Source organism: Streptomyces sp. NPDC026515, from assembly GCF_055567595.1.
In genome coordinates this window covers 443,921-459,266 of sequence record NZ_JBVHQD010000003.1, presented here as the reverse complement: position 1 = coordinate 459,266, position 15,346 = coordinate 443,921, and the positions used below count along the sequence as shown (strand labels likewise).

Sequence of the window (15,346 nt, the reverse complement as noted above, 5' to 3'; positions counted from 1 at the left end):
CGGGGCCGTGCGTCACTGGCGGAGGGCTTCGGCTCGTACGCGCGCGCAGCTGCGGGTGATGAGTCGGGAGACGTGCATCTGGGAGATGCCGAGCTGGTCGGCGATCCGGCTCTGCGTCATGTCCTCGAAGAAGCGCATGTAGAGAATGGCGCGCTCGCGTTCGGGCAGCCGGCGCAGGCCCTCCTTGACGGCTTCCCGGTCCACGACGGTGTCGAGGGAGCCGTCCACGTCTCCGAGGGTGTCGGCAAGGCTGTAGCCGTCGTCGCCGACGGAGAGTTCGGCGTCCAGGGACAGGGTGCTGAAACTGTCCAGGGCCTCCAGACCGGCCTTGACCTCGTCCTCGGTGAGGCCGGTATGGGTGGCGAGGGCAGCCGTCGTGGGTTCCGCGCTGCCGGGCTGCTGGGTGAGTTCGCGGCGGGCCACCCGCACCCGGTTGCGCAGTTCCTGCACGGAGCGGGGTACCCGCAGCACCCACATCCGGTCCCTGAAATGCCGCTTGATCTCGCCGGTGACGGTGGGCACCGCGTAGCTCTCGAAGGCACCGCGGGAGGGGTCGTAGCGGTCGACGGCCTTCACCAGGCCGAGCGCGGCGACCTGACGCAGATCCTCGATGTTCTCGCCGCGGTCGCGGAAGCGGCCGGCAATGCGATGGGCCATGGGCAGCCACACGGCCACCAGCTCACCGCGTAGGGCATCCCGTTCGGGGCCGTCCTCGAGGCCGGCGAGTCGGGTGAAGAGGGACGCCGTGTCGGGAGCGTCGTCGTGGGGGTGCCGGGATGCGGGGCGAGCGGGCATGAGCGTGCGGGGCTCGCTGGAGGCTGTGTCGACAGGCATGCGTAATGGCTCCTGAACGGATTCTCAGAAAGTCCAGGAATTCGGATTCCGGATCTCTGAACGCTTGGTCAGGGGTGCCGCAACGAGGGTGGCCGGTACCAGAGGCCGACAGGTCGGGGGGACCCCGCTGGGCTTGCGCCTCTGGTCCGAAGCACTGGATCCCCACGTGCCCCCGGCCACGCACCGCAAACCATGGGCGAGTAGGCACGGTGCCCCTCACCGCCGCCGCCCGCCCCGACGGAGGGCAGCCGCACGGCCGACGTGGCTCTGCCACCGCCCGGCGCCGGCAGAGCCTCGGCCCCGGCAACGAGGTGTGCCGGATGGCTGGGGGCGTGAGCGGAACGGCCGCGGTGGCGGCCGCCGGTCAGCTGGCTTCCCTTACCGCGTGCAGGGAGCCGGTGAGGGTGCCTTCCTGCTGTTCGTAGTGGGAGAGGGCGAGTCCGAGTCCTATGAAGGTGGGTGCCCATTCGCCGACGAAGATGCCCCATCGGTCGGCCCGTTCGATACCGGCCTGCTCGGCTTTGAGGCTCGTGAGCCAGGACAGGGCGCTGAGACCGATGGACGTGATCCCGGCGAGGTAGGCGTGTTCGCTGCGGATGCCCATGTCGTGCAGCTTTTTGATCACCATGGGAGCTCTCCGTTCTGTGACGGGTTCTGCTCGGGGATGTCACCCCTTATTCCGCCGGTTCGGGACGCATGGATGCATTCAGGGCGTTTCGCGGAGGGGCACCGAGGCGCGGCCGCGTCCGCGTCTCGGTGCGGATGTCCTGTCTCACCACAGTGAGTCGTCCGCCCCTGTGCTGAACTGCGTGGACGCCGGTCAGGCCGTGGGCGGAGAGCCAGGAGCGGGATGTGCCTGCCAGGCTTCGACCAGGCTGCCGTAGACGGCGAACACATTCCGGGCGCCGGTAACGGTCAGCAGGCGCATCATCTGTGGAGGCGGTGCAGCCAGGATGAGCCGGCCGCCGCTGTCCTGAGCGCGGCGGCGCAGGCGGATGAGGGTGTTGAGGCCGGAGGAGTCGCAGAACGCGACACCGGTCAGGTCGAGGATCACGGTGCGGTGGTCGCCGAGGGCTGCGTCCACGGTGTGCTCCAGGACGGATACGGTGGCCAGGTCCATATCGCCGGCCACCCTGAGGGCACTGGTCTGCCCACGGATGTCGGCCGTGTCGATGCGTAGGACGGACTTCACAGCGGGCGGCTCCCGTCCTTCGGGGTGCCGGCCGTGGCCGGTGGATCCCTCAGCCCGGTCAGGGCCTTCGCCGGTTCGGTGTCGTCGATGACCGGACCCAGCCATTCGCACATCAGCACGGTGGCGTCGTCCTGGAGGTGACCGCCGTGGTAGTCGAGGACGGCCCGCATCAGGCGGCGCAACGTCTCGGGGACAGGCAGGCCGTCGGCGTCATGGCGGACGAGGAAGTCGGCGAAGCGTTCGACACCGAACTCCCTGTCGTCGGCACCCCGGGCCTCGGTGATGCCGTCGGTGTAAAGGATGATGCGGTCACCCGGCTGCAACTGTTCGGAGCAGACCATGCTGGGCAGGCCCAGCTCGGTGCCCATGGGGTGGGCGGGCGGGCACTGGAGGTGGCTGCTGCGGTTGCCGCGGATGACAACCGGCGGGTGGTGGCCGCGGTTGACCCAGCTCAGCACACCGGTGCGGGTGTCGAGGGTGGCAAGGACGCCGGTGACGTAGCGACGGTGGCCGTACTGCTCGATCAGGGCGGCTTCCACGGCCTCGCCCTTGGCGGCGAGTTCCGCGCCCCGGCGGCGGGCCTGTCGGCAGGCCCCCAGGGCGAGTGCTCCGCACAGCCCCGCCGCGTTGTCGTGGCCCATCGCGTCGAAGATCGTCAGGTGAACCAGAGGGCCGTCGAGGGCGTACTCGTACACGTCGCCGCTGATCCGGTAGGCCGGCTGCAGCGACGCCGAGACCACGACCCGCCCGTCGGCATACGTACTCGGCGGCATCAGGTTCCACGCCATCTCGGCCGCGATGCTCAGCGGCTCGGTACGCATCAGCCGGGCCAGCGTGTCACTGGACGTCTGTTTGGCGACGATCAGCAGGGCCAGGATCGCGGCGAGGCGGTCGGCGTCCTCGCGGGCCCGGGCATCGTCGTAGGCGGAACGCACCCGCAGCACTCCCAACCGCTCGGTGCCGTCCACGATGGGCAGCCACCATTCGACGCCTGCCGCCTCGTTCACGGCGCAGGAGGCAAGCCGGCCGTACTGATAGGCCCGGCCCGGGGTAGTGCCCTCGATCCGGATGACCTCTGCGGCGCCCGGCGACGCCCCCTTCTCCCCGGGCAGCAGATGCAACCCCCGGCGCTCCAGATCCGCCACGTAGATGAGCAGGTCGGTGAAGCCCGCGGCCCGGGCATGCTCACCGGCCTTCTCCGGCAACACGTCCAGGGGCATCAGATGACTGGCGTCCAGCAGACCGGCGAGCATCGCCCGCCCGCCCGCCTCGCGGTCCACATCCACGGCCGTCTCCCTCGTCTGCTGACACAGCCGAGTTCCCTCTCGTGACGACTACCCACATCTACCGGCGCCCTCGTCCACGCCATGCCTGGCGGTGTCGTGCGGCTACCGATCGCCGTGAACGGGACGGGGCGCCCCCTCCCCGATGCCTGGAGCGCGCCATGAGCAAAGACCCGCGTGGTCGCCGTCCGGCAGATCATCGTCGGGCATCAGCTGCGAAGGAGAAAGGTGGCGCCCGCAGGGCGGTGAAGCTGGGCGGGGGCCACGACGGTGCGTGCCAGGTGCGTGCCCGTCACTTCGTCTCTGCTCTCCATGGTGTCGATCAGTTGTCGAGGTAGTCGTAGGCCACCTGCAGAGCCTGTCCGATGTCCCGTGTTCGTCGTGGCAACGCCGACATCACCCGCCTGCTCGCCTGATAGGTCCTCGGGATGCGCGGGCGCGGCGCGGGGCGGGGACGACGACGGTCGTCGTCCCCGCCCCGAGGGCTTCCGTCGCCGTCTACGCGGCGGGGGTGAGTTCGGCGCGGCCGAACAGCAGCGCGTAGCCGTGCGGAAGCCGGTGCAGGATGCGGGTCAGCAGGTCGGGCCGTGCAAAGGCGGCGACGGCGGAGAACACGGATCCGACGTCCCAGCGGGTCGTGGCCTGGGAGGCGCCGGTGCGGGCGGCGAGGTCCTTGACGAAGGCCCAGCCGGTCAACGGCTGGGCGTCGGGGATCTGGGCGGTGAGGATGCGCGCGGCCTCGAAGGGCAGGCGTGCGGCCAGTTCGACGCGTTCCTCGCCGGTCAGCTGACGTCCCAACCCTGCCAGAACCAGGCGGACGGCTTCCTCAGCCTTCTCGCGGGTGGGGTAGGCGCCGTCGTAGCGGACCTTCTCCAGCATCTGCTCGTACGCCCTGTCGTAGGGCTGCTGGGACGGTACGGGTCGGTCGGACATCTCTGCGGTGGTTGCCTTTCTGTCACCAGGGTCGTGGTGCCGGTGTGCGGTCACCTTCGATGGGCGGTCGAGTGGGCCGGGGTGGCCGAAGGACAGGACGTGGCCAGCGGGGATCTGGAGAAGGATCCTCACGTCCGACGGCGTCGGCAACGGTGGAGGGGACGGCGCTGTCGTCTCAGGCCGCGGTCTGCTCGTTGGCGCCCTCGATCCAAAACGCTCCGGAAGCAGCGGTTCGGCGCGCTGCAGCAGGTTGAACACGCTCAGGGCGAGGCCGTACGGCAAACGCGCGGCCAGCTGGCCACGTACCTCTCCGACCATGTGCGCGCCCAGCACGGTCAGCACACCGGGCGCCGCGGCGCGTACGGCCTCCTGCGGGGAGCCGTACGCGCCGCGTTTCTTCACTGGTCGAGGAACGCACTCGTCGCACCGTCATCTCGGCCGGCCTTCAGGGCGCGAAGGGCGGGCCAGATACGTCCTCCGCCGCTGGCGAGTCCCTGTCCGTCCGGCTCAGCCGGAGATCTCCTTCGGGCCGGACCGAACGCCGATGGCGATCTTCCGCGGCTTGGCGCGCTCGGCGATCGGGATGCGCACAGTGAGGACGCCCGCGTCGTAGTCGGCCTGGATGCGCTCGGTGTCCAGCGTGTCGGCCAGTACCAGCTGGCGGGAGAAGACACCGAGCGGCCGCTCCGACAGTTCCATCTGCACGTCGTCGGCCTTCACCACCGGCCGGCGTTCGGCCTTGACGGTCAGCATGTTGCGTTCGACGTCGATGTCGATCGCGTCCGCGGCAATGCCGGGGATGTCGAAGGCCACCACGTACTCGTCACCCTCGCGGTAGGCGTCCATGGGCATCGGGGACGGCCGCGACCAGGTGCCGGGACCCATCAGCTGCTGCGCCAGCCGGTCGAGGTCACGGAAGGGGTCAGTGCGCATCAACATCGGTAACACCTCCATAGGGTTCAGGCAGTGGCTGCCAATGCGCTCACTGACACCGTTGTAGCATGTCATCCAATGGATGACAAACATGATGTCGTCCATTGGACGACGCTCTGAGGGAGGAGCCTGTGACCGCAGCCGACCCATCACCCACGACCAGCACGAACGCCCTCGGCCCGGCGTCGTTCCTCGCCGCCGCGGTGGCCCTTGACGCCATAGACGACGCCCTACGCAACGCCCACCAAGAGTCCCGGGACCACCCCGATGCGCCCGGTCCTGGACCGGAGCAGGCGCTGGCCTCCCTGCTCCTGCTGCGGCAGGTGCGCGAGCAGCTCGCAGGATGGGAGACCAGCCTGATCGAAACCGCCCGCGACGCGGGTGCCAGCTGGGCCGACCTCGCCCACCCCCTCGGCGTCGCCAGCCGCCAGGCCGCCGAACGGCGCTACCTGCGCGGCCGCCCCGGCCCCGCCGGAAGCACCGGCGAACAACGCGTCCAGGCCACCCGCGAACACCGCGCCGCCGAACGCACCGAAGCCACCTGGGCCCGCCACAACGCAGCCGGCCTGCGCCGCATCGCCGGCCAGATCACCGCCCTCACCGACCTGCCCGACGCCGCCCGCACCCCCCTCAGCCAACTCCACGCAGCCCTCGCCCACGACGACCCCGCCGAGCTCATCCACCCCCTCCACGCCACCCTCCCCTACCTGACCGGCACCCACCCCGACCTAGCCGCACAACTCGACACCCTTCGCACCGACCGGGTCACCGACAAGACCCCTACCGGCTGAGCGTCGCCGCGGCTGGGCAGGTCGCGCTCGCCAAGTATCTCTCCGCGTGCCGGACCGGGCCATCACCGTCACCCACCAGCGGGTACGCGTCCGGCCCGTCCCCCACGGCAGAAGCGGGTGAGTGTCCACGACACGCGCGTGACCCTGTTGCTGAACGAAAGCTTCGCGGCACGGCACGACACGGCGATCGTCGGCTGGAACGGCGCCGAGCGGCCCTGGTGGTGAACGCCCCGGGCTCGCAGGAGGAGAGCTTCAGCGCGCCGAGGTCCTCACCGTCGGTGTACAGCAGGAAGGACACCGCTTTGCCCGTTCGCCATCGACGTCACCCTGCGGACGGGCGGTGTTTCAGTCCGGTGGTCGCTGTCGCGGGAGGCGCTTCCGCTCGGGCCGCACCGCCATGACGGAATCGGCGACGTAGCGATATGGCCCATGCACCGCAGACACAGCCTTGGGCTGTGCATCCGGCTCGGACCGCTCCGGCCGGCGCCGTCTTCCAGACAGAGTGGGACGTGAGCTCCGACCGGCTGGACGTCACAGCGCAGCTCATCCACCTGGACACGGAGGATGATCACCGCCAGTGGGAGGAGTTCCTCGCGCCCCTGCTCGGCCAGGAGGGACCTTGGCCCTTGGCCGTGAACACCGTCCCGGGCTGCAGCACGAGCTGAGGTCCCCGCGGACGCCCTGTGCGGGCCGTAGGGCGTCTGCTCCGTGATCCGCCTCCAGGCTCCGCGGCTGGGCCCGCCGGTTCAGCCCGCGCCAGGCAGCCGGACGGCGAGGGCCCCGTCGGGCTCGGTCCTGGTCTCGAAGCACGGCTGCGGGGCGGTCGCCGGGCCGCTCACCGGGGCTCCGTCGGACAACCGGAACACACTGCCGTGCCAAGGGCAGACCACACAGCCGTCGGCGATGTCGCCTTCGGACAGCGGCCCCGACAGATGACTGCACCGGTCGGCCAGTACGTCGACCCCGCCGTCCTCACCGCGAACCACCAGCACGGGCACCTCGCCAAGCATGCGCCGCTCCGGGATTCCAGGCTTCAGGCCGTCCACCGGACCGAGCCGGTGCCAGCCCGGCTCCACCAAGTGGGCGACAGGCTCCGTCTTGTTGGCGCCCGCGGCCTGCCGGTAGGCAAGATGGCCGCCGATGAACCCGCCGAAGCCCGCACAGGCCAGACCCCCGAGCCCAAGCGCCCGTCCGAGCTTCGGGCGTCGCCCGCGCACGGTGAACGACCCGCCGAAGAGCGCGACGGCGCCCGCGTTGGCGGCCGCGTGCACCAGGCCGGTGCGCATCTGCTGCTTGTGCTGCTCGGCCCAGTCCGTCCAGCCGGCAAGGGCGGCGGGAAATGCCGTCAGCGTGCCCACGCCAATGAGCACCCGGGCGGCCCGTTCCGCGCCCGGCACGAAGTCCAGAACGGCGGACGACAGCCAGGCGCCCATCGGCACCTGCACCAGAACCGGGTGGAGGGGGTGACCGAGCTGGCGGCCATGAAGCACATCGCGAAGCGGCCCGAGCGGCAGACCGCGTACGGCCTTCTGTACGGGCGTCACCACGCGGTCGAGGGCTTCAGTGTTCTCCACCCTCTCGACCACGCCGAGGCAGGAGCCCAGCAGGCGGGGTACGAAGGCGACGGCGCGGGCGGGCGGTGTCGGACGCTTCGGAACAGTGGTCATAGCTGCCGGTTCTCCAGGTTCACACGCGACAAACCAGGACACCATCTGCACCGTGCGAACACTCATTCTGGCTGCTCCGGCCGTCCCAGCCCGCTGGAAACGGTGACTCTGGCAGTGATCACGAGGGGACAGTAAGTCAGCCGATCGCACCAGCCGACCAACTGACATGTGGGCCCAGGAGGCTTGCTTCACCTCCGTGACGCCGACGGAACCACGGAAGGCTGGTCGCTTCGGCGTACGGAGAGCACGGGCGGCGACGTGCCGACCCGGCACCTTTCCCGGTGGAGCGTTCCGCAAGCCGCCCTGACGAGCTTCGGCACGGCCGCGATGGGCACCCGCACGGAGAAGCACGGTACCCGGCGCCGCCTCCACGCTTGCCTCACCGGCCAAGGAGCGTCACAGAGGCGGGCGGCACCGCACCACATCTGGAGGTTTGCGCAATGTCTGATTCCACCGGATTCGATCCGCTTGCCGCTTTGTCTGCCTCAGGAGTGTCGGTGTGGCTCGACGACCTCTCCCGCGAGCTTCTCGCCGGCGGCGATCTCGTGCGGCTGATCGCGGACAAACACGTGGTGGGGGTGACCACCAACCCCACGATCTTCGCTTCCGCACTGTCCAAGGGAGACCGTTACGACGACCAGCTCCGCCGCCTCGGCGACACGGGCGCCAGCGTCGACGACGCGGTCTTCGCTCTGACCACCGATGACGTGCGAGACGGCTGCGATGTTCTTCACCCGGTCCATGAGCGCAGCGGCGGCATCGACGGGCGAGTCTCCATCGAGGTCGATCCGCGGCTGGCGCAGGACGCCGACGCCACTGCGGCTCAGGCCCGCAAGCTGTGGACGGCGGTCGACCGTTCCAACCTGTTCATCAAGATCCCGGCCACCCACAAAGGGCTGAAGGCGATCACCGCCGTCATCGCGGAAGGCATCAGCGTCAACGTCACGCTGATCTTCTCCCTGGAGCGGTATCGCGAGGTGATGGACGCCTACCAGACCGGTCTGGAACAGGCCCTGGAGGCCGGGCTCGACCTGTCGGAGATCCACTCGGTGGCCTCGTTCTTCGTCTCACGCGTCGACACCGAGGTCGACCGCCGCCTCGGCGCCCTGGACAGTCCGCAGGCCCAGGAGCTCAGGGGCAAGGCCGCGATCGCCAACGCGCGGCTGGCCTACCGGGCGTACGAGCAGGTGGTGGCCGAGCCGCGCTGGCAGCGCCTGGCCGCGGCCGGGGCCAACGTCCAGCGTCCACTGTGGGCGTCCACCGGCGTGAAGAACCCCGACTACCCAGACACGATGTACGTCAGCGACCTGGTCATCGCGGGCACGGTCAACACCATGCCTGGCGCAACGCTGACGGCCTTCGCCGACCACGGCACCGTGCCCGCCCACGCACCGACCGCCGAGGACTACGCCGCCGCAGCAGCCCACCTGGCGTCGCTGAAGGACGCAGGTGTGGACTTCGCGGACGTGACCGACACCCTGGAGCGTGAGGGGCTGGAGAAGTTCGAGGCCAGCTGGGCTGAGCTGGGGGCCTCGGTGGACCGCCAGATGCGCTCCGACACCGGTCCGGCGGCCGGGTCCGCGGGCGGTGGACCGCACGGCAACGGCCTGCTGGCGACCTACCTCAACGACCACTATGCCGGAGCGACCGGTGGTCTGGAGCTTTTCCAGCGCGCCGCCGGCACCGGGAGGAGCGAGGAAGAAAGGGCGGTCCTGAAGGACTTGGCCCGCCAGGTGGAGGAGGACCGCGAGGCGCTGGCGCAGATCATGACCGACCTGGACGTGTCCGTCGACCGCACCAGGGCCGCCCTGGGCTGGGTCGCGGAGAAGGCCGGCCGCCTGAAGACCAACGGATCCCTGTTCTCCCGCTCCCCGCTCAGCGACGTCCTGGAAACGGAGGCGATGCTTCTGGGCGTCCTGGGCAAGGCGGCCGGCTGGCGCACCCTGCGCGCCGTGGCCGACACCGACCGGCGCCTGGACAGCGCGCGACTGGACCTCCTGCTGGACCGCGCGGAGCGCCAGAGCACGGCCCTGGAGAAGCTGCGGGTCGCCGCGGCGACCCGCGCGCTCGACCTCCGGATCACGTCGACCAGCTGATCACCTCCGGGAAGGTTTCTCGCCTGCCCCGTGGCACCTTCCCGGCCCGTGGAACGCCCCCTCCCGCGGACCGCGGCCGAGAGCAACCCCTGGTACAGGCGGCTCTGCTGCGTTCCGCTTCACCGGCTTGACGAAGGAGCAACGGCATGGCGAGTGAACAATCAGACGGCATGGCGGGACGCGACAGGTCCTTGGCGCTTCCGGTTGTGGAGCGGGCCGGCTGGGACGGGGTCGACGTGCGAGCGGTGGACACCGTGCGGCTGCTGGCGGCCGACGCGGTGCAGAAGGCGGGCAGTGACGCGCGGCCGGATCGGGTAGGCATGGCCGACAACGGCAACGACACGACGGCGGAGTGGGGAACTACGGAAGGCGGGTTCGGCCGTCCTGTCGGTTTCCGCGCCCTGGCAGGCGCGCGGAAAGGGGGGACGGCAGCCGGCGTGGTGGCCGACTTCAACCGTGACGACGAACTCGACCTGGCCGTTGTGGTGTCGAAGCCCCCGGTGAGGGACGATCCGGTACCCGCGAGAAGCGCAGAAATACGTCTCGGCCCCCTCCACCGGAACGGCCGGATCGGCCGGACCTCGGGCTGAACATCGACGAGACCAGCGGTCTTCCCCTCACCGACTTCCATCACGACGGCCTTCCGGATGTGGCCGCCGGGGAGTACGCGGGCGACGGACTGTACGGCGTCACCCCACTGCTCGGCACGGGGAGCGGGCTGGCCCGGAAGGGCGGGGAACGATGGAGCATGCAAGAGGCGGCCCCCGTAACCCCCCGCCTGCCGGGAACGCGGCTTACCGAGTTCTACCGCCCCTGCAAAGACAGTGGCTGAGTCCCTGAACCGCTCCGTGCCGACCGCTCCGTCCCGGATGTCAGGTGACACCTCCGGCACGAGCGCCGACCCGGGATGCCGACGCTCTCATGGAGTGGCGGACCAACACCGATCCCGCCGGCACTTGAGGGTGGCCATCGCCGGTCGCCAATTCGAGCGGACTCTTCCTGGCTCACCACCCACCGCCGCTTCACCCGTGTCCATGAGGCCGGTCCGGGGTCTCGGCACGGCTCGCGACCGCGCTCACGCGCCGCCGGCCGAACCCTCCGCCTCTTCTCGCGTGTCGGTTGAGCGATCCCGAGGCGCGCGCTCGATCCGGGCCGGTTCGGGTAGAACTCAGCCCAGTGGTCCCGCTCCTCTCCAGGTTCCGCGAGAACCACCGACTTTTCGCGGCAGTGCGCTGGAGGCTCGCCGCGTACCAGCTGCCGCGCAGCCGCACCATCGGGCCGCTAGCAGAAGTCAGGGACCTGCCATGCTGCTGACCTGCGGCGCCGACCAGAAGAAGAGGCGCGGGCAGTAAATCACGGGGCTCATGGCAGGCGGCGGCGGAGTTCCTCCGCTTGCGACCTGTCCGGACAAGTTCGGGACCTGCGCCTTTACCTCCCGGTGAAGATCCCGTCGCACACTGGCCATCTGTTCTTGGTCAACATCCTCCCAACGGACCTTATGTTCGCGGTCAAGCAATGGGCAAAGACAGTAACGGAGGACGTTGTGTCCCTGGATGCTCGTAGGGCTCGGCGGTTCGCCGCTCCCGCAACAGCCGCAGTCGCCGCCGCGGTCGTGACGATGGTGGTCAACCCGACGATGGGCGCGTCGGCCTCGGCTCCGCACGCCTCGGCCAAGACCCCGACGGCCAAGAACGTCATCTTCATCAACGGCGACGGCATGGGCGCCGCCGCGCGCCAGGCGGCCCGGCTGCACCTGGCCGGCTTGGGCGGCCAGCTCGCGATGGACAAGCTCCCCGCCTCAGGCCAGCTGACCACCGACCCGGACGACCCGAAGGCCGTCGTCACCGACTCGGCCGCCGCGGCGACCGCGTGGGCCACCGGCGAGAAGACCTACAACGGCGCGATCAGCGTCGACGTCGACGGCAACCCGCTGGCCACTCTCGGCCAGCAGGCCAAGGCAGCCGGCAAGGCCACCGGTCTGGTCACCACCGCGCAGGTCACCGACGCCTCTCCGGCGGCGTTCTTCTCCAACACGGCCAACCGGTCGGCGCAGGACGAGATCGCCCGCCAGTACATCGAGGTCAGCAAGCCCGACGTCATCCTCGGCGGTGGCGAGGACTGGTGGCTGCCCGCGGGCAGCGCCGGCGCGTTCAAGGACCAGCCCGCCGAGGACCCGTCCGAGGCGAGCAAGGGCACCAAGGGCAACCTCATCGCCAAGGCCAAGAAGGCCGGCTACTCCTACGTCTCCAGCGCGGACCAGCTCAGCCGTGCCAAGAGCGGCAAGCTCCTCGGCCTCTTCGCCAACGAGGAGATGTTCCAGCAGCGCGCCGAGGGCCAGGGCGACGTGTACAGCCCGGTGGTCGGCCTCTCCACCATGACCAGCAAGGCCCTGTCCACGCTGGACAAGAACAAGAAGGGCTTCTTCCTCATGGTCGAGGAGGAAGGAGTGGACGAGTTCGCCCACTCGAACAACGGCACCCGCGTCCTGCAGTCCATGCAGGAACTCGAGAAGGCCGTGGCCGTGGCCCGTGCCTACGTCGCCACCCACCCCGACACCCTGCTGGTCGTCACCGGCGACCACGAGACCGGCGGCCTGGCCGTCGAGGACTCGGACGCCACCGACGAGTCCGGCACCGGCATCTCCGCCGAGGACGGCCCGTTCAGCATCCGCGGCAGCGAGAAGAGCTTCTACATCGACTGGACCACGTCCGGCCACACCGGTGTGGACGTTCCCGTGACCGCGGCCGGCCCGCTGTCCGACCGCTTCACCGGCAAGCACGCCAACACCTACGTGTACGACGTGCTGCGCCAGGCCCTCACGCGCCACTGAACCAAGCACGGCCGGCGGAGCCCCGGGCGCCATGGCGCCCGGGGCTCCGCCGCCTTCACGGCACTTCAACGAAGGCCACCCCTACAGCGCCGGTGACCTTCTCCATCGTGTCGGCGACCGTGCGGCCGCCCTCTGGGGCGTGGCCGTACACCTCCAGCGGGAAGCCGATCACGTCCTCCGGGTGCCCTGCCGCCCACCGCTGTGCGACGGCCTGCTCCTCGGTGAGTTCCAGCAGGGCGGACTCCCGGCCCCGGGCGCCGGCGACGGTCACCACCCTGTCGCCCACGGAGACCAGTTCGACGCCGGTGACGACGTACTCCTGGCTACCGTGCCCGCCCTCGGTCAGGTCGCCCCGGACTACCTCGACGCGAGGATCCTCTGCGCCTGATGTGTCTGCGTAAAGGAAGGGCCGTGGAGGACTTACGGTCACGTCCTGTCCGCACGTACGGAGAGATCGTTGTCGACCGTGTAGTGGGGCCGCACGACCGCGCCACCGATCACGGCCGCGGGGAGAACGAAGATGTCCCTGCGGTCCGCGACGTCGTCGAGGAGACGGCCGATCCGGACGGAGGTCCCACCGTCGACCCTGACGAACAGATCCCAGACACGGCTGCCGGGACCCGCGTCACCGGCCAACTCCCCGTAGTCCACGGTGAAGGAGAACCCACGGCCGTCCTTCTCGGCCACCGGCACGACGGTCCGCTCGGTGCCGCCCCCGCGCCGCACGCGCAGCAGCACGGCCGGAGCCTCGCCGAGGGTGGCGCCGTGCAGCCGTGCCCTGACGGTCATCGAGCGGTCCGTGACATGGACGCCCTCGACCTCCGCGTGGGCGGTGCGCAGCCACGCCCGCAGCGCCAGGTAGCCGTCCCTGGTGACGTACGGGACACGTACGGCGACCGGTGAGGGCCTCTCACGCAGGTGGCCCTCGACGAGGGTCCGGAGGTCCCGCAGTCCGGGGCGCAGTCGCTGCCGTGGCGCGCCTGGTTCGGGGACCAGGTAGACGTCCCACCGGCCCTCGGAGAGCGCGGGCTCCGGCTCCAGGACGGCACACGGCCGGCCGTCCGCCGCCGGTTCCAGGTCGAGGGCGTGGAGGACCTTTTCGGGCTGCCCCTTCTCGGGGCGCAGCCGCAGCAGCAGACGGCCCGTGGCCGACGGTTTCAGCAGCGTGAACGTGAAAATGAGACGGCCGTCCGTGTCGGCCGTGCAGTCGGTGCGCAGGCCGGTCGTGGGCGTCGTGCCTTGTCCGGTGATCATCGCTTTCCCCTCCGTACCGTGTGCAGCGCGCTGGACGCCGCGACGTGCAGGGCGTCGCGTGCGGCGAAGCCCCGGCTGACCAGGGCGCGTTGTATCCGTCCGCGTTCCACCGCCACCCGTCGCTCGGTCCCGCGTGCGGCGACGGCCTCGCCGATCAGGCACTCGGCCTGCTCCACGACCGGTACCGGGCCGAACCGCCGCGCGTTCTCCCGTGCCCTGCGGCCCATGTGCCGGCGCCGCTCGTCGTCCTGTACGAGTTCCAGCAGTGCGGCGCTCAACGCCTCGCGGTCTCCCACGGGGACGAGCCGGCCGTCGGCGCCGTCCTCGATGATCTCGCCGGGTCCGTACGGGCAGTCGGTGCTGACGACCGGCAGACCGCAGCGCATCGCCTCCACGATGGTCATGCCGAACGGTTCGAAGTTGGCCGCGGTCGCGCCGATCGAGCCCTTGACCCACTCCGCCTCCATGGGCGCGGCCGCACCCATCAGGAAGGCATGGTCGCTCAGGCCCAGGTCCTCGATGAGCTGCCGCAGCCGCGCCTGTTCCCGGCCCTTGCCGTAGATGCGCAGCCGCCAGTCCGGGTGGGCGGCGGCGACCGGGGCGAACGCCTCGATGAGGAGGTCATAGCGCTTTACCGGGACCAGCCGGCCGGCGGCGACGATCACCTTCGCGGTGCCGTCCGCCGCGGGCAGCACCGGGTCGGGGACGCTGTTCGGAAGGGCCTCCACCCGGACTCCGGGCAGGCGCATCTTGCGCCGGTAGGAAACGGCGTCCGCCTCGGTGACCGTGGTCAGCAGGTCGAGCCGGCGGTAGGCCCGGCGCAGCGCGGTGCGCAGCCGGGGCGAGTGGCTGTCGAGGGTGAGGTGCTCCTGCCCGATGCGGACGACGTGCTCCGGCGCCTGGCGCGCGAGGTGCACGTTGAGCCCCGGCCGGGTGCCGATGACGACCTCGGCGTCGGTCTGCGCCAGACATTCGCCGATCCGCAGGTCGGTCAGTTCGCTGTACTGCCCATAGCGGTATTCGGCGGCGGGGAACACCCGTGCCGGTTTGAGATGCAGAGGATGTTCCTTCTCATGTCTCAGGTCCACCAGCGGCCTTAACGACACGCGCGGGTCCAGCACGAAGTCCGGGCGTTCGCGGTGCCGCAGTACCGAGACGATCTCCACCTCGTGCCGGTCGGCGAGTGCCTGGGCCAGGTTGAACGTGGTGGTGATCGTGCCTCCGATCCCGTAGGCGTTGTGGAGCAGGAAAGAGATCTTCATGGCGGACTAGACCCCGCCGGGGCCCGTTTCGTTGTCTCCTGTTATCCGTCCGTTGCCTTGCAGGCCATGTGCCGGACAGAAGCAACAGCGGATCGTCGGACGCACGCGGCAGTCACGCGCGGTGCCCCGCCCCCTCCCGGACCGTCGAGCCGGCCGGCGCCGAGGACAGGTGGAGGATCTCCAGACGCGTCTGCCGATCCCCCCAAACGCCCGCTCCAGCGGAGCGGTGTCGGTGCGCCACCCAACCCCCGCCCCCTTTGCCGCCTGACGC

General features: G+C 70.2%; 15 protein-coding genes and 1 pseudogene. 6 read left to right on the top strand and 10 right to left on the bottom strand.

Going from position 1 to position 15,346, the window contains the following annotated elements:
* Positions 1–12: 12 nt before the first annotated feature.
* From ACZ4O3_RS08150 to ACZ4O3_RS08125, 6 genes are all read right to left on the bottom strand, one after another.
* A complete protein-coding gene (locus ACZ4O3_RS08150; RefSeq protein ID WP_362721324.1) occupies positions 13–834 on the bottom strand; it encodes a SigB/SigF/SigG family RNA polymerase sigma factor in 822 nt (273 codons plus the stop codon).
* A 364-nt stretch (positions 835–1,198) separates the two neighbouring features.
* Complete coding sequence (locus ACZ4O3_RS08145; RefSeq protein ID WP_362721321.1) at positions 1,199–1,462, bottom strand: hypothetical protein; 264 nt, start codon at positions 1,460–1,462, stop codon at positions 1,199–1,201.
* A 192-nt stretch (positions 1,463–1,654) separates the two neighbouring features.
* On the bottom strand, positions 1,655–2,026 hold the full coding sequence (locus ACZ4O3_RS08140; protein WP_362721318.1) for an STAS domain-containing protein: 372 nt from the start codon (positions 2,024–2,026) through the stop codon (positions 1,655–1,657).
* Positions 2,023–3,279, bottom strand: a complete 1,257-nt coding sequence (locus ACZ4O3_RS08135) for a PP2C family protein-serine/threonine phosphatase (RefSeq protein WP_362721315.1) — start codon at positions 3,277–3,279, stop codon at positions 2,023–2,025. The genes ACZ4O3_RS08140 and ACZ4O3_RS08135 overlap by 4 nt, the downstream gene beginning before the upstream one ends.
* 528 nt (positions 3,280–3,807) lie before the next feature.
* A complete protein-coding gene (locus ACZ4O3_RS08130; protein ID WP_467721617.1) occupies positions 3,808–4,242 on the bottom strand; it encodes a DUF2267 domain-containing protein in 435 nt (144 codons plus the stop codon).
* 507 nt (positions 4,243–4,749) lie between these two features.
* A complete protein-coding gene (locus ACZ4O3_RS08125; RefSeq protein WP_467721672.1) occupies positions 4,750–5,181 on the bottom strand; it encodes an Hsp20/alpha crystallin family protein in 432 nt (143 codons plus the stop codon).
* 125 nt (positions 5,182–5,306) lie between these two features.
* Here ACZ4O3_RS08125 and ACZ4O3_RS08120 point away from each other — a divergent pair, with 125 nt between their 5' ends.
* The 3 genes from ACZ4O3_RS08120 to ACZ4O3_RS08110 all read left to right on the top strand — a co-directional run bounded on the left by ACZ4O3_RS08120 (position 5,307) and on the right by ACZ4O3_RS08110 (position 6,631).
* Positions 5,307–5,966: a type III effector protein gene (locus ACZ4O3_RS08120; protein ID WP_467721616.1), complete on the top strand. Its 660-nt coding sequence runs from the start codon at positions 5,307–5,309 to the stop codon at positions 5,964–5,966.
* A gap of 315 nt (positions 5,967–6,281) precedes the next feature.
* Positions 6,282–6,479 (top strand): SsgA family sporulation/cell division regulator, encoded by a 198-nt coding sequence (locus ACZ4O3_RS08115; protein WP_467721671.1) that lies wholly within the window; start codon positions 6,282–6,284, stop codon positions 6,477–6,479.
* On the top strand, positions 6,476–6,631 hold the full coding sequence (locus ACZ4O3_RS08110) for a hypothetical protein (protein WP_467721615.1): 156 nt from the start codon (positions 6,476–6,478) through the stop codon (positions 6,629–6,631). Before ACZ4O3_RS08115 ends, ACZ4O3_RS08110 begins: the two co-directional genes overlap by 4 nt.
* Before the next feature lie 81 nt (positions 6,632–6,712).
* On the opposite strand, the gene ACZ4O3_RS08105 is transcribed toward ACZ4O3_RS08110, so the two are convergent.
* The gene (locus ACZ4O3_RS08105) at positions 6,713–7,633 is read right to left on the bottom strand and encodes a Rieske (2Fe-2S) protein (RefSeq protein WP_467721614.1); all 921 of its coding nucleotides are present in this window, start codon (positions 7,631–7,633) and stop codon (positions 6,713–6,715) included.
* Between the two features lie 440 nt (positions 7,634–8,073).
* On the opposite strand from ACZ4O3_RS08105, the pseudogene tal reads away from it, so the two are divergent.
* The 3 genes and pseudogenes from tal to ACZ4O3_RS08090 form a co-directional block, all read left to right on the top strand.
* Positions 8,074–9,186, top strand: a pseudogene (tal, locus tag ACZ4O3_RS08100) (transaldolase); the annotation flags it as partial.
* A 713-nt stretch (positions 9,187–9,899) separates the two neighbouring features.
* Positions 9,900–10,319: a hypothetical protein gene (locus tag ACZ4O3_RS08095; protein ID WP_467721680.1), complete on the top strand. Its 420-nt coding sequence runs from the start codon at positions 9,900–9,902 to the stop codon at positions 10,317–10,319.
* A 1,028-nt stretch (positions 10,320–11,347) separates the two neighbouring features.
* Positions 11,348–12,559, top strand: coding sequence for an alkaline phosphatase (locus tag ACZ4O3_RS08090; RefSeq protein WP_467721613.1), 1,212 nt, complete (start codon positions 11,348–11,350; stop codon positions 12,557–12,559).
* Between the two features lie 55 nt (positions 12,560–12,614).
* Here ACZ4O3_RS08090 and ACZ4O3_RS08085 read toward each other — a convergent pair whose 3' ends face one another.
* From ACZ4O3_RS08085 to ACZ4O3_RS08075, 3 genes are read right to left on the bottom strand one after another with little or no spacing between them, the layout of a single operon-like run.
* Entirely contained in the window at positions 12,615–12,989 is a 375-nt protein-coding gene (locus tag ACZ4O3_RS08085) for a hypothetical protein (RefSeq protein WP_467721612.1), read from the bottom strand.
* Positions 12,986–13,813: a transferase gene (locus ACZ4O3_RS08080; protein ID WP_467721611.1), complete on the bottom strand. Its 828-nt coding sequence runs from the start codon at positions 13,811–13,813 to the stop codon at positions 12,986–12,988. The genes ACZ4O3_RS08085 and ACZ4O3_RS08080 overlap by 4 nt, the downstream gene beginning before the upstream one ends.
* Positions 13,810–15,075 (bottom strand): glycosyltransferase family 4 protein, encoded by a 1,266-nt coding sequence (locus ACZ4O3_RS08075; protein ID WP_467721610.1) that lies wholly within the window; start codon positions 15,073–15,075, stop codon positions 13,810–13,812. The genes ACZ4O3_RS08080 and ACZ4O3_RS08075 overlap by 4 nt, the downstream gene beginning before the upstream one ends.
* Between the last annotated feature and the right edge of the window lie 271 nt (positions 15,076–15,346).

Excerpts from the sequence above, each read along its gene's own strand:
- ACZ4O3_RS08150 (WP_362721324.1), bottom strand. The coding sequence starts at position 834 with ATGCCTGTCGACACAGCCTCCAGCGAGCCCCGCACGCTCATGCCCGCT.
- ACZ4O3_RS08145 (WP_362721321.1), bottom strand. The coding sequence starts at position 1,462 with ATGGTGATCAAAAAGCTGCACGACATGGGCATCCGCAGCGAACACGCC.
- ACZ4O3_RS08135 (WP_362721315.1), bottom strand. The coding sequence starts at position 3,279 with ATGCTCGCCGGTCTGCTGGACGCCAGTCATCTGATGCCCCTGGACGTG.
- ACZ4O3_RS08130 (WP_467721617.1), bottom strand. The coding sequence starts at position 4,242 with ATGTCCGACCGACCCGTACCGTCCCAGCAGCCCTACGACAGGGCGTAC.
- ACZ4O3_RS08125 (WP_467721672.1), bottom strand. The coding sequence starts at position 5,181 with ATGTTGATGCGCACTGACCCCTTCCGTGACCTCGACCGGCTGGCGCAG.
- ACZ4O3_RS08105 (WP_467721614.1), bottom strand. The coding sequence starts at position 7,633 with ATGACCACTGTTCCGAAGCGTCCGACACCGCCCGCCCGCGCCGTCGCC.
- ACZ4O3_RS08095 (WP_467721680.1), top strand. The coding sequence starts at position 9,900 with ATGGCGGGACGCGACAGGTCCTTGGCGCTTCCGGTTGTGGAGCGGGCC.
- ACZ4O3_RS08090 (WP_467721613.1), top strand. The coding sequence starts at position 11,348 with ATGGTGGTCAACCCGACGATGGGCGCGTCGGCCTCGGCTCCGCACGCC.
- ACZ4O3_RS08080 (WP_467721611.1), bottom strand. The coding sequence starts at position 13,813 with ATGATCACCGGACAAGGCACGACGCCCACGACCGGCCTGCGCACCGAC.
- ACZ4O3_RS08075 (WP_467721610.1), bottom strand. The coding sequence starts at position 15,075 with ATGAAGATCTCTTTCCTGCTCCACAACGCCTACGGGATCGGAGGCACG.